Annotated in this window: 12 protein-coding genes; 6 read left to right on the top strand and 6 right to left on the bottom strand. The window is 54.4% G+C overall.

The genetic code is table 11. The features are described from left to right. The first annotated feature begins 132 nt into the window (after positions 1-132). The gene (locus tag RG807_RS04300) at positions 133-1,212 is read left to right on the top strand and encodes an efflux RND transporter periplasmic adaptor subunit (protein WP_298449185.1); all 1,080 of its coding nucleotides are present in this window, start codon (positions 133-135) and stop codon (positions 1,210-1,212) included. Then, on the top strand, positions 1,212-4,238 hold the full coding sequence (locus RG807_RS04295; RefSeq protein WP_298449182.1) for an efflux RND transporter permease subunit: 3,027 nt from the start codon (positions 1,212-1,214) through the stop codon (positions 4,236-4,238). Before RG807_RS04300 ends, RG807_RS04295 begins: the two co-directional genes overlap by 1 nt. 17 nt (positions 4,239-4,255) lie before the next feature. Here the strand turns inward: RG807_RS04295 and RG807_RS04290 are convergent, their stop codons facing one another. The 6 genes from RG807_RS04290 to RG807_RS04265 all read right to left on the bottom strand — a co-directional run bounded on the left by RG807_RS04290 (position 4,256) and on the right by RG807_RS04265 (position 9,330). After that, positions 4,256-5,287 carry a succinylglutamate desuccinylase gene (locus RG807_RS04290; RefSeq protein WP_309043776.1) on the bottom strand — a complete coding sequence of 344 codons (1,032 nt, stop codon included), beginning with the start codon at positions 5,285-5,287 and terminating at the stop codon, positions 4,256-4,258. Positions 5,288-5,303: 16 nt separating this feature from the next. Then, complete coding sequence (locus RG807_RS04285; RefSeq protein WP_298449178.1) at positions 5,304-6,029, bottom strand: ABC transporter permease; 726 nt, start codon at positions 6,027-6,029, stop codon at positions 5,304-5,306. Positions 6,030-6,031: 2 nt separating this feature from the next. Next, entirely contained in the window at positions 6,032-6,736 is a 705-nt protein-coding gene (locus tag RG807_RS04280; protein WP_200202930.1) for an ABC transporter permease, read from the bottom strand. Positions 6,737-6,805: 69 nt separating this feature from the next. Continuing rightward, the gene (locus RG807_RS04275; protein WP_309043775.1) at positions 6,806-7,558 is read right to left on the bottom strand and encodes a transporter substrate-binding domain-containing protein; all 753 of its coding nucleotides are present in this window, start codon (positions 7,556-7,558) and stop codon (positions 6,806-6,808) included. Positions 7,559-7,642: 84 nt separating this feature from the next. Continuing rightward, the gene (locus tag RG807_RS04270) at positions 7,643-8,413 is read right to left on the bottom strand and encodes an ABC transporter ATP-binding protein (RefSeq protein ID WP_298449172.1); all 771 of its coding nucleotides are present in this window, start codon (positions 8,411-8,413) and stop codon (positions 7,643-7,645) included. A 158-nt stretch (positions 8,414-8,571) separates the two neighbouring features. Then, positions 8,572-9,330 (bottom strand): FCD domain-containing protein, encoded by a 759-nt coding sequence (locus tag RG807_RS04265; RefSeq protein ID WP_309043906.1) that lies wholly within the window; start codon positions 9,328-9,330, stop codon positions 8,572-8,574. A gap of 272 nt (positions 9,331-9,602) precedes the next feature. On the opposite strand from RG807_RS04265, the gene dctP reads away from it, so the two are divergent. From dctP to RG807_RS04245, 4 genes are all read left to right on the top strand, one after another. Further along, entirely contained in the window at positions 9,603-10,739 is a 1,137-nt protein-coding gene (gene dctP, locus RG807_RS04260) for a TRAP transporter substrate-binding protein DctP (protein ID WP_309043774.1), read from the top strand. A 105-nt stretch (positions 10,740-10,844) separates the two neighbouring features. After that, a complete protein-coding gene (locus tag RG807_RS04255) occupies positions 10,845-11,549 on the top strand; it encodes a TRAP transporter small permease subunit (protein WP_309043773.1) in 705 nt (234 codons plus the stop codon). Continuing rightward, a complete protein-coding gene (locus RG807_RS04250; protein ID WP_309043772.1) occupies positions 11,546-13,081 on the top strand; it encodes a TRAP transporter large permease in 1,536 nt (511 codons plus the stop codon). The genes RG807_RS04255 and RG807_RS04250 overlap by 4 nt, the downstream gene beginning before the upstream one ends. A 21-nt stretch (positions 13,082-13,102) precedes the next feature. Continuing rightward, complete coding sequence (locus tag RG807_RS04245; protein WP_309043771.1) at positions 13,103-13,528, top strand: GlcG/HbpS family heme-binding protein; 426 nt, start codon at positions 13,103-13,105, stop codon at positions 13,526-13,528. The last annotated feature ends 2 nt before the right edge of the window (positions 13,529-13,530 follow it).

Below are 13,530 nucleotides of genomic sequence, written 5' to 3'. Positions count from 1 at the left end.
TTTTTCAATTGGAGAATGAAAGCTGATTATTGACATAATGTCAAAGAATGACATTATGTCGTGCTCAACGCCCCCGGATTTCCGCAGGAAGCGGTATCAACACCAACTTGAGCACGGACGAAAGGATACTTTATGACACCATCGCGCACCCCTGTTGCCCTTTTATTTCTTGCTGCCTGCGGCCTGTTCCTATCCGGTTGCATGGCCGATGATGCCCCTGCTGCCTCGGGTGAGCATGCAGTTTCGGTGCGTGTTTCAGAGGTCACGGGTGGCGAGGCCCAGGAAATTACCCTGCGTTTTTCCGGCATTGTACGGTCAACCCAGCGCGCAACGCTTACCTTTCAAGTTAGCGGAACGCTTCGGGAGCGGGCCGTGGAATTGGGCCAGACAGTTGCCGCCGGCGACTTGCTGGCACGGGTGTACAATCCGGCGCTGGAACCTGCACGGGATTCGGCAAAAGCCAAGCTTGACGAGTTGCACACCCGTCACGAACAGGCCAAACGTGAGTGGGAGCGCTCAAGCCGGCTGCACGAACGAGGCGTGGTATCCGAGCAAAACCTTGAACAGATTGCGGCTCGCCGGGATTCCCTGAAGGCCAGCGTGGCAACAGCTCAAGCGGCATTGGCTGAGGCTACCCAGTTGCTGGAAGAAAGCGCCTTGCGAGCGCCATTTGGCGGTCGTGTGGAAGCGCTATTGGTAGAACGGGATGAGTTTGTGGCGGCGGGCCAGCCGGTAATGCGCTTGTCTTCACCTGAAGGTAAAGAAGTGGAAGTGCGGGTGCCGGCTTATCTGTTGGCCCACGTGGCAGTGGATGAAGAATTGCCAGTGTGGTCTGTGCAGAATCGAATCGAGGCTCCGGTACTTGGCTCTGTTGTTGAAATTGCTCAGGCGGGCGCTATCCGGGGTGAGTTGCATCCGGTTCTGGTTAGCTTGCCGATCAATACCCTGGATACCGGAGAGCCAGTTGAAGTAGGTATAACACCCACCCGGGAATCAGCCATGACTGTGCCGCTTTTGTCCGTGCTCCGCAGCGCGGATGGCATGACGGTATTCCGCGTGCGTGAAGGTATTGCCCGGCGAGTACCCATACAGGTTGAGCGTGTTGTGGGTGAGCGCGTCGTGGTGCGCACAGGTGAGCTGGAACCCGGCGATCAAGTGGTTTACGCAGGTATGACGCGCCTTGCAGACGGTGATGCCGTGGAGGTGCGCTGATGACGCGCCGGCTACTCAATTATCAGCGATTGTTGGGCATGGTGGTTACCATGCTGTGTTTGCTGGGTATTGCGGCATACAGCACTATGCCGCGCCAGGAAGACCCCTCATTTCCGTACCGGGCCGGGTTGGTGTCGGTGAGCTATCCGGGTGCCAGTGCCGATGCTGTAGAGCGATTGGTGCTCCGGCCGCTAACGGATGAACTGCGGCAGGTCGAGGAAATAGACTTTTCCCAAGGTACAGCCCGTACCGGTGTGGCGCTTGTCAGGTTGCGCTTGAACGACGATATTTACGATACAGATCCCGCGTGGGACCGCGTTCGCCAAGCGATGGAGCGTGCAAAGCAAGACTTCCCCGACGACATTGGCCAGATGGCTTTGGATGACCGCCTGATTGATAACCCGGCGATTGTTCTTGCCATAGGCGGCGCGTCTTCAGTGAGTGAGCTGACGGATGTGGCGGAACGGCTCAAAGAAAACCTGTCCGATCTGGGTGGTGTCTCCCGTATTGAACTGGAAGGGGATGCCGATGAGCAGATCACCCTGGCTCTGGATGATGCGGCGCTTTACCGCCTTGGTATCTCGCCGGCTCGAATTCTGCAAACCCTTGCTCAACGTAACCAGACCACCCCCGGCGGTTTTGTGGTTGTGGACGGTCGCCGTTTGTCTGTGCTTCCTAATACGGAGTTTGCGGATATTGATGCCATCCGAGCCACACCCATAGAGCTTCCGGACGGTTCTCAGGTGCCACTGGCGGCGGCTGCAGACGTGTGGCGTGGCCCAGCAGAGCCGCGCCAGCCAGAAACCTGGTTTGATGGTGAGCGGGTTGTATTACTCTCGTTGATTATGGAAGAGGGCACCACCGACGCGATCCGTTTTGGTGAGCGAGTGCGGGAGCGGGTTGAACAGATACGCGGGGACTTCGAGCCCTACGAAATCCGCGAGATGTTCTTTCAGCCGGATAAAGTCTCTGAGCGTTTGGATAATCTGGCCTGGAGTCTGGTGCTTTCGGTACTGATCATCGTAGCGGTGGTGTTCACCGGCATGGGCATCCGAATGGGCCTGCTGGTGGCTTCCATTCTGCCGATGGTGGCTCTGATCAGCGTTGGGCTTTACGATCTTGGCGGTGGCGTGCTGCACCAGATAGCAGTTATCGGCATGGTGATCTCTCTGGGCATTCTGATCGACAACGCCATTGTGATTGTTGAGAACATTCAGGGGCACCTTGATGTGGGCGTGCGCCGTTTGGACGCTCTGCGCAAAGCGGTTGGTGAGCTTGCGGGCCCATTGGGAGCCTCCACTGGCACCACACTTGCTGCCTTTGCTCCGCTATTACTTGCCAAGGGCGGTGCGGCAGATTTCACCCGGGGCGTGCCGGTGATGATTATGCTCACGCTGTCTGTAAGTTACCTGTTGGCGATCTCAGTGGTTCCCCTGCTGGCAGCACGCTTCCTCAAGCCTCGCCGCAATGCCGAGGCTGACCGCCTGCTTGGATTGGCGCGTTTTCTTGGTGGCATGGTGTACCGCCATCCAAAGCGCCTGATTGCTGCTGGCGCTTTTCTGGTTGTGATCAGTTTGTCCATGACGACATTTATGGCGCAACAGTTCTTCCCCAATGCCGACCGGCCTCAGGTGATTGTTGAGCTCTTTATGCCGGAAGGCACAGACCAACAGCGCACCGCTGAAGCCGCTGCCAATCTGGAGCACGCCATACGCACTCAGCCCAATGCGCTTCAGATTCATCGGTTTGTGGGCTTTACCGGCCCCGCTTTTTATTACAATCTCCAGCGGGCCCCCCAAGCGCCGAACAGAGGCCGGCTTGTGATAGCCACGCCGACGCTGGAAGACACAACCGGCATGATTCACTGGATTCGTGCCCACGTGGATGAACAGATGCCCGAGCTGGACGTAAGCGTGGGTGTTCTGGGGCAGGGGCCGCCGAGCATTGCTCCGGTGGAAGTGCGTGTGTACCACGCCGACGACAAGACACGCACCCATGCAGTAGAGCAGTTGTTCAGTGCATTGCGTCAGGTGGAGGGCACAGTGGATGTGCGGCACGATCTGGACATTGGCGTACCCAGCATCGCCATAAACGTAGACGACGCCACCGCTGCACGATACGGGCTTACCCGTGCGGATGTGGCTCAAAGCCTGTATGGCCAGAGTTTTGGTGTGGTTGCCGAGCGCTACCGCCAGGAAAAAGACCCGATACCACTGGTGCTGAGATCCCAGGAAGGCACCTCGCTGCCACTGGAACGATTGCTTTCAGTGAATATCTATAACGAGCGAGGGCAAGCGGTACCGCTGTCTGCTGTGGCCAGCGTGGAGACAACTTGGGAGCCAGCTGCACGCTACCTGCGTAACGGAACCCGGCTGAACACCGTGACCGCAAATCTGCTGACAGGCTACAGCTTCAGCCAGGCGCTGGATGGGCTGCAACGAGCGCTGGAAGATAACCCTCTGCCTGAAGGTACCCGTATGGAAATGGGCGGCGATGCCGAAGGCTCAGGCGACGCTAACGGTGCTCTGCTAACAGCCGCGCCCATTGGCATACTCTTGCTGCTCTTCTTTTTGCTGTTGCAGTTCAACTCCTTCCGCCGGGTTGGCATTATCCTGCTGACCGTACCCCTGGCCACCGTGGGTATATTCCCCGGCTTGGTGCTATCTGGTTCGCCCTTCGGATTTCAGTCGATGTTGGGCGTGATCGCACTGGTGGGCATTGTGGTCAACAACGCCATAGTGCTGCTGGATGTGATGGACAGAGAGTTGGAAAACGGCGAAAACATCCACGAAGCCATGCGCAAAGCCGTAATACAGCGAACCCGGCCCATCCTGCTGACCACAGCCACCACCGTAGCCGGCTTGTTGCCGCTTGCCTTCTCGAGCTCCACACTTTGGCCGCCCATGGCTTGGGCGATTATCTCAGGGCTACTGGCTTCAACTGTGCTGACCCTGCTGGTGATCCCCGCGGTGTGTACGCAGCTGATCAAGGTGAAAGTGGCTGAACCCGAAAACGCTCCGGCGTAGCTCTGTGCCGGCGGGGTTTAACGGGGCCTGATCAACAGGCCCACCCGCTGGCCAACCGGCACGTCCCGGTTTGGAAACACAATCGCCTCTGGAATGCTGCCAACCCTGTAACAGGTATCGTCATCCTCCCAGATGACGGTGTCTGGAGCGTACTCGGTAAAGTTGGCTACATCATCCGGAATGTGAAACTGAAAGTTCTTCGCTGTATTCAAAATCTCGTACACCACCTCAAACACCGTGAGATGGTCAAAGGGTGGTTGTTTGGCAGGCGTTGGTTCGCCACAAAAACGCCGCCGAAGCGCATTTTTAACGCCCTCAAACCGAGTGAGATCGTTCATACCGAACGGATGAACCTTGCCCAGCTCCACCGTAAAACTTTCAGCGTTCAGCACGAATGAAGTAAACGATGAAAACGTAGTGCCTGCCTTGTGCTGCAGCAATAAAGTTCCCACCTCGGCCTCCAGCAAAAAATCACACTGCGCCTCAGGCACCTGCCGGCCCTCTACAAACGGATAAAGCGCAAACTTCTCCCGCTGGGAAGGCCTTATGGCGGTATGTAAATCATAGTGAGAAAGGGCCTGTGGGTGCTCCATGGCAAACTGCCGACACACCTCCTCAAGAAACCGCGCCCGATCCGCTTCCGGCAGACCGTCATACTCCGGCTTGCCATGAGTCCCATTAAATAGCCGGTTAAGATTTACATCTAAAAACCGCTCCCCGGCCACCATGGCTGGCGGGTTTCCCATAATCAGCAGCAGCGGACAAGCCAACGGCCACTCTCCGTTCACTAGCTCGCTGAGCAGCGCGTTAAGAATTTCTATGGGAGCGGTTTCATTGCCGTGAATTCCGGCTGAGACAATCAGCGCCTCTTGATTCGGATTGGCACGATCAGGTGGCGGCGTAAGCTGTAAAACACCAACCGCTTTGCGGATTATGTGGGTGCCATCGGGGAGGGTGGCAGAGACTTTCGGAAGATCGGCTGTGGCATTGGCAAGCGTGTGAGCTAGCCAGTCAGGGCTGGATTCAAAAAGTTCCCGACTAGGAATCATGGAACTCCCTTTATGTTCAGGACCCAACAGGCCGCTGATGCCGCAACAAATGATTCTCAAGCTTGCGGAACGCAAACACCAGAATAAAGGTCAGCACCATGTAGCAAAGCGCCACAAAAATAAACGCATCAAACGGCGCATAAAACCGCGAATAAATATTCCGCGCAGCCCCCGTAAGATCCACAATCGTTACCACACTCGCAATCGCACTCGAGTGCAGCATGAAAATAACCTCATTGGAATACGCCTGCACCGCCCGCCGCGCCGCACTTGGCAACACAATGCGCCGCATCCGCATAAACCAATTCATACCGTAAGCCTTCGCCGCCTCAATTTCACCATGGGGCGTAGAAATGATCGCACCACGGATAATCTCAGTGGTGTAGGCGCAGGTGTTCAATGTGAAGGCCAGCAGGGCAGGGTAAAACGGCTCCCGGAAAATCTCCCACCAGAAGGTTTCCTGAATGCCGGGAATCTGGGCGACGCCATAGTAAATAATATACAGTTGAATCAGCAGCGGCGTGCCACGGAAAAGATAGGTGTAAAGCCACACAGGGCCAGACACAAACGGGTTTTTAACCGTGCGAAGAATCGCCAGAGGAACCGCAAACACAAGCCCGATAATCAGGCACAGAAATACCAGTTGAACGGTCGTGACCATCCCATCCCAGTACTCCATGATGGTCATGGCCGTAAAAATGTCGTTCTTGTTAAGCCAGGCAGCAATAAAGTCGGGTGGCATTATCAAGTCTCCTGAATCACGCCGACATTGGCTCGTTTATCGAGCCACTTAATGAAAAGCTCGGAGCCTGCCGTAAGGGCGAGATACACAAACGCCACCGGAATGAAAAAGTGAAAGGGCATGCGCTCCGCCTTGGCTGCTTCCTCTGCTACACGCACCATATCCGTGAGGCCGATAATAGAAACCAGAGCTGTGGTTTTGAGCAAAACTTGCCAGTTATTGCCAATGCCGGGTAGGGCATGGCGCAACATTTGTGGAACCATCACTCTGCGGAAGGTGTGCCATTTGCTAAAGCCGTAGGCTCGCGCCGCCTCAATCTGTCCGGTTTCAACTGCCAGAAAGGCACCTCGAAAGGTTTCTGTCATGTAGGCCCCGAAAATCAGCCCGATGGTTATCACGCCAGAAATGAATGGATTGAACTGGAAGAAAAAGTCGACTTCATAGGTTTCCCAAATATAGTCGGAGAGCATATTCACGCCCACCTGGCCGCCATAATAGAACAGCAGCATCATCACCAGATCAGGAACACCACGAATCAGGGTGGTGTAAGTGGTCGCAATGCCCACAGCGACACGGCTGTTTGACAGCTTTGCAGCCGCGCCAATAAGCCCGAGAATCAATGCCAGAGCAAGAGACAGGAAAGCGAGTTCTACGGTAACAACTGCCCCGTTCAAAAGGGCCGGACCATAGCCTTTCAGATCAAACATGGGAGTGTCCGGTAGTCAGGGGTAGCCACTACGGCTACCCCTGGGGCTGGAAGTATCAGATCTTAACGGTCAGACTTTTACGTCGTAAGCGAAATACTTTTTCATGATGGCATCGTAGGTGCCGTCTTCTTTCAGCTTACGCAGGGCCGCGTTCACCTCTTCGGCAACGTCTTTGTCGCGCTTGCGCATGGCAACGCCCACGCCTTCACCCAGCTTTACGGGCTCGCCGACTTCCTTGAAGCCTTTCTTGGTCAGAACGGTCTGTTCGCCTACCGGGTAATCAACAAATACGACATCCAGGCGCTGGCCTTCGAGGTCCAGAACCATGTCATCTGCGGTGGTGTAACGCTTGATGGTTACTACGCCACTCATTTCTTCGGTAACAAAGGTGTCCATAGTGGTGCCGCGCTGAACGCCTACAGTTTTACCTTTCATGGCGCCCATGTCGGTAACGTCTGCATTGAAGCTGTCCGGGCCAAACCAGCCGCCTGGCGTGTTGTAGTACGGCTCAGAGAAAAGAACCCGCTCAGCACGCTCCTCCGTGATCGACATGGAAGACATGATCAGATCGAATTTACGGGCCAAGAGGCCAGGAATCATGCCGTCCCAAGCCTGAATGACGAACTCGCAGTCGGCCTTCATTTCTTCACACATGGCAGCGGCCAGATCAACTTCGAAGCCTGTCAGCTCACCATTTTCATCTTTGTATTCGAACGGCTCATAAGGTACGTCGAAAGCAATGCGCAAATTACGCTCGTCTGCCTGTGTACCTGCAGCAAACATGGCGAGGGCGCAGCTTGCTGCAATCATCAGTTTTTTCATGTGTCACTTCTCCAGTGTATCGCCTCTAGGGCGTTATTTTTTTGGAAACTATATGTCCAACAGCGATAAAGATAGCACCGCCTGTCAGAACTTGGGAGCCAGGAACTGTTTCATGCGCTCCGAGTCAGGGTTATCAAACACCTTTTGAGGTGTGCCCTGCTCCTCGATAACGCCCTGGTGTAAAAACAGCACCTGAGTCGACACATCCTTTGCAAATGCCATTTCGTGAGTTACTACGATCATGGTGCGGCCTTCCTCGGCCAAACTTTGCATAACTTTCAATACTTCCCCAACCAACTCCGGGTCCAGTGCTGAGGTTGGCTCGTCAAACAGCATCACTTCCGGTTCCATGGCCAATGCTCGGGCTATGGCTGCCCGCTGCTGCTGGCCCCCCGACATCTGAGCCGGGTAGTAATCCTTGCGCTCGTATATGCCCACCTTGTTCAGGTAAGCCTCTGCCCGTTCAATGGCTTCCTTTTTAGGAACTTTAAGTACGTTGATTGGCGCTTCAATAATGTTTTCCAGCACCGTCATGTGAGACCAGAGATTGAAACCTTGGAAGACCATGGAAAGCTTGGCGCGAATCAGTTCGACCTGTTTGTTATCCGCCGGAATACGCTCGCCCTTGCGGTTATTGGTAAACCTTATGGGGTCGCCGTGAACAATGATGTCACCGGAGGTGGGTGTTTCCAGCAGGTTGATGCAACGCAGAAAGGTACTTTTACCAGAGCCGGAACTGCCGATCAGAGAAACCACATCGCCTTTGCGGGTTTCGAGTGAAATACCTTTGAGCACTTCAAGCTCGGCAAAGGTCTTATGTATGTCCTTGCAGATCAAAGGCGCTTGGTCCGCCATGGATGGCTCCTGAAACTGGAAATCAAGGGCGCTTGTTTTACGGACTGTGGTTGAAGAAATCAATGCCTTACGCACACAGTATTGTTATTTTTCAGCGCCTGTAATTGAGACCACGTATTGTGGCGCAATGAGTGCTCAATGCAAGCATTTTGCTGGTTTCAGCCGCTGATGTGGTGTGGATTCCCCGCTGTTTCCGGCAAAACTGGAATGCGTATAAGCTCGCTGCCTTCGCTTTCCATGTCGCGCATGGATTCACTTACAAAGCGTACATGGGCCATGGCCACTTTCTGCGCGCTTGCGGGTCGGCCAGCCATAATGGCTTCATAGAGTTGGCGATGCTGCTGCACAATTTTCTTGCGCTTTTCGGCCCTGGGGTTGAGATTGGCGACAGATGCCTGCACCGTCATCAGCATCATGTTTTTGAGGCTGTTGAGTACATGAACCAGAATCGGATTATGCGAAGCCTCAACAATTGCCTGATGGAAGCCGTGATCTGGCCGGGCATTGCTAAGCGGGTCTGTTTCTTCCAACGCCCTGTAGGCTTTAGTGATCCGATGATGATCCAGGCTGGTTGCACGCTTGGCTGCCAGGAAAGCAGCTTGCCCCTCCAGTTGTTCCCGAACTTCCAGCAAATCGTAGAGGGTTCGTGGATGCCCTTCAAAAAGATGCATTAGAGGGCCTTGCTCGCGGAGGTCGCCAGACCCGGGCACCATTGTGGAAACGAAGGAGCCCTTGCCGTGGCGGGTTTCTATAACACCGCGCCCCTGAAGCTCATGAAGCGCTTCGCGAATCACCGACCGCGAAACCCGAAGGCGCGCTGCAAGTTGCCGCTCTGAAGGTATTTTTTGTTCTGGCGCCAAGCCTCCATCAAGGATAAGCCTTTCCAGTCGGTACGAGACTTCACGTGAAATAGCCATTTTCTTGCCTGCGGGGTCACTGGTCTGACCAGTGCTGGTTGTCATTGTTGTTATCTGGTTAACGCTGCCCGCAATACGACAGCCCTTTGAATATGGCTGATTGGGCCGCATTCGTCCATTTTGCCAGTTACAGAAACTGGTCTGACCAGTGCTCTCTTTGCTGGACTAAACAAGTACCGCCAACGAATATCGTTTTTGATACCGGGTATGAAGCCGGTGTTGCTCAGAGCTCTACAAAAAAACATAACAACAATTTTAGCGGAGATGTCTCGATGAAACCGAGCAAGACCAATACCAATAATTGCGGAGCCGGCGCAGTTTCGCAGCGCAGGGGTTTTCTGAAAACTGCAGCTCTTGGCACCGCTCTGGCGGGTGCGCTGATGATGGGGGCGGGCCAGGCTCACGCCGCCACAACCTGGAAAATTCAGTCAGTTTGGGATGCAGGCACTGTCGGCTATGACCTGTTTGAAGAATGGTGCGAGAGCATCAAGGAAAAAAGCGGCGGCGAGCTTATTTTCAAGCCGTTCCCAGCCAAGGCGGTTGCTGCCGATAACAACGCCCTGTTCGAAGCCGTGCGTAATGGCGTGCTGCAAGGGATGAACCCGTTCACCTTGTACTGGTCTGGCAAGATTCCGGCATCGGTATTTCTGTCTTCCTATCCTGCAGGCCCGGATCAGCCGCACCAGTGGGACACCATGTTCTACTCCATGGGTATGTTGGAGAAGGCCCGGGAAATCTATAAAAAGTATGGTCTATTTTACGTGGGCCCCATTCAGCACGATGCCAACATCATCCACTCCAAAAAGCCGGTTAACAAACTGAGCGATTTGAAGGGCATGAAGATTCGAGTGCCCGGCGGAATGGTCGCCGAAGTGTTCCAGCAGTTTGGTGTCTCGACGGTGAGCTTACCCGGCTCTGATATTTTCCCTGCACTGGAAAAAGGCACCATTGATGCAGCGGACTACGTTGGCCCTGCGGTGAACTACGAACTGGGCTTCTCACAGGTGACGGACTACATCATGTTCGGCCCTCCCGGTGTTATGTCTATCTACCAGCCAGTGGACTTGATGGACCTCACCGTCAATTTGCGAAACTGGAACAACCTTGATCCGAAACTGCAAAAGCTGGTGGAAGATGAAGTCCGCAATTACTCCCAGATTCACTACCTCACCATTCAGAAGCGCAACATCGAAGCCATGAAGAAGTTCCGGGCCGACGGCGATACGGTATCCCGCCTCAGCCAGGATGACCTTGCCGAGTTTCGCCGTGCCGCGATTCCGATCTGGTACAAGTGGGCGAACAAGGATGAGGATGCCCGCGCCATCTTCGATATGCAGCTTGAATACATGATGAACGACACCGTTGGTTATGTGAGCGAGTCTGATCTGGAAGGCGTCAAAGGCAAGTAAGCCTGCGTTACCTGATAACAATAAAAGCACAGTGGGGAAGGCTAGGAATTGCTCCTGAATAGCGGAGCGCCTCCTTCCCCGTTTTATGGCTGAGGTAGTAAGCGTATGTCTGATCTGGAAGGCTTTGGATTTGTAATGCCGCACTGGATGTACTGGGGCTGGCTAGCGGTGATGCCGCTCATCATGATGGGGTGGCACAAATGGGCTTGCGCCCGGGGCGGCGAACCCGCAGAGCCTGGCATGACGCCGGGTGAACTGCAGGCTATGGAAGATGACCCTCTGGTTTACCTGAAGTTCGAAGGTAACTGGTTTACCCGCATTATTGACTGGATCAGTGAGAAATCTGGCGAGTTTGTGGCCTTTTGGACGGTCAACGCGGTGGTTTTCTATTTTTTCGAAGTCGTCATGCGGTACATGTTCAACCAACCCACGGTGTGGGTGCACGAAGCCAGCTTCCTGTTGCTGGGTATGCAGTACCTGCTGGCAGGCGCCTTTGCCATGCTCCATGGCGCCCATGTGCGGGTGGATGTGGTTTACAACCTCTTGCCGGTGCGGGGCAGGATCGGCATGGATATTTTCACTTCAATGTTTTTCTTCGTGTTTGCCTTGGTACTCATGGTTACCTCCTGGACCTTTTTCGAGAACTCATACTCCATGAATGAAACCACCGTTGAGACTTGGGGCATTCAGTACTGGCCGGTTAAAGGCATGATGATGCTTGGCTCCACCTTGCTGCTGCTCGCGGGCATATCCAAGCTCATTAAGGATATTGTTCTATTTGTTCGCCTTGGACAGGAGCGTGCCGCATGACTACCAGTACACCGACTGCTTCAGGGCCTACTCTGTCGGGTAAGCTCGGCACCTGGCTGATGATTCTGGCCACCATAGGCTTCGGGTTTGTCATCTGTGTCGAGATGATCAACATCCTGTTCTACGATCCATTCAGCGACGACAAATTCCTTTTCAAGTTTGCTGGCAGTCTTGCCAGTGTTGAAATCGGCCCGCTTACCTATCTGATGTTTGGCTCGCTTTTCGTTGCCCTGATGATGGGCTTGCCACTGGCCTTCGTTACGGGTGGCCTCGGGGTGCTGTTCGTGTATCTGGTAGGGGATGCGATGATGCTCAACATCGTGCCCAGCCGGATATTCCCGATGATGACCAACTCCGATCTGGCTGCGATTCCGCTATTTATTTTCATGGCGTCCATGCTGGAGCGTGCGGGGCTGATCGAGGAAATGTTCAGTGTGGTCTACAAATGGATGGGCGGCCTAAGTGGTGGTCTTGCAACAGCAACCATACTGGCCTCCACGCTTTTGGCTGCCATGGTGGGGGTAATCGGTGCTGCGGTTGTAACCATGGGCATCATCGCTCTGCCTGCCATGCTGAAGCGTGGCTACGACCATAAAATCGCCATTGGTTCCATTATGGCGGGCGGTACCTTGGGCATTCTTATCCCACCCTCCATTCTTGCCATTCTCTATGCAGTGGTGGCGCAGCAGTCGGTGGGCGAGCTTTACCTGGGGTCCGTTATTCCCGGGCTGATGCTCTCGAGCCTTTATATTGCGTATGTTCTGATTCGCAGTTGGCTTAACCCAAGCCTTGGGCCGCCTGTTCCGGTTGATGAGCGTATTTCCCTGCGGGAAAAGCTGCTTCTGCTGAAAGGCCTGATTGCTCCCCTGATTTTGGTGGCATTGGTACTTGGCCTGCTGTTCGGTGGCATAGCCACACCGGTTGAAGCTGCGGGTATCGGATCGTTCGGTGCCATCGTGGTCGCCATTATGCACGGCAAGTTCAACATCAGTGGACTGCGTGAAGCCTCCATAACCACGGCTAAAGCCTCTGCCATGGTGTTGTGGATCATGTTCGGGGCTTCTGTGTTTGTCGGCTTCTATATTCTCCAGGGTGGCCAGCAATTTGTAACAGATTCCATTCTGAGTACCGGCATGTCGTCCTACGGCATTTTGTTCCTCTTGATGGGGTTGCTGATCGTGCTGGGCATGTTCCTGGATTGGGTTGGCATTCTTCTTTTGGCTGTCCCTATCTTCATCCCAATCGTGAAAGCGCTGACGTTTGAAGGCCTTTTCGGATTGCCGCCAGTAGATGGCGATGACGTCGTGCTCTGGTTCGGGGTGCTGTATCTCGTGAACATGCAGATGTCTTTTCTTAGCCCGCCTTTTGGCTATGCACTGTTTTACATACGTGGCGTGTGCCCTCCGGAAATATCCATGGGCACTATCTTCAAATCTTCCCTGGTGTTTCTTGCTATTCAAGCCTTTGGTTTGATGGTGTGCATCGCTATCCCGGGTGTTGTCACCTGGTTGCCAGGGCTGGTTTACGGCTGATCCATTTTGGGGGTAAGTAACATGTTAACTATCAAAAGACTTGATCTGGCCGAGGCTCGGCTGCTGATTGCCGGAGCGGCTGAAAAGGCCCGGGAAATAGGAGTGCCCATGTGCATTGCCGTTGTTGATGAGTCTGGCAATGTGATTGCCTTCGAGCGCATGGATGGGGGCAAAATTACAAGCGTTACCATTGCCCAGGATAAAGCGTTCACGGCGGCAGCGGCCAAGAAAGCCACCCATGAATATAATGCCGTCAACGTACCTGGCAGCTTGGCTTTTGGTATCCATACAGAAGTAGGCGGGCGTGTAAGTTCTGTGGGCGGAGGTTTGCCCGTGATTGTCGATGGCGAGGTTGTGGGCGGTATCGGATTAAGTTCCGGCACGCCACAACAGGATATGGATTGCGCCCAGGCGGGAATTGATTACTTTGCAGCCCAGCGAGGCTGAAA

This window comes from Marinobacter sediminicola, assembly GCF_031157525.1.
In the GTDB taxonomy this organism is placed as follows: domain Bacteria; phylum Pseudomonadota; class Gammaproteobacteria; order Pseudomonadales; family Oleiphilaceae; genus Marinobacter; species Marinobacter sediminicola.
This window is presented reverse-complemented; position numbering and strand designations above follow the sequence as displayed.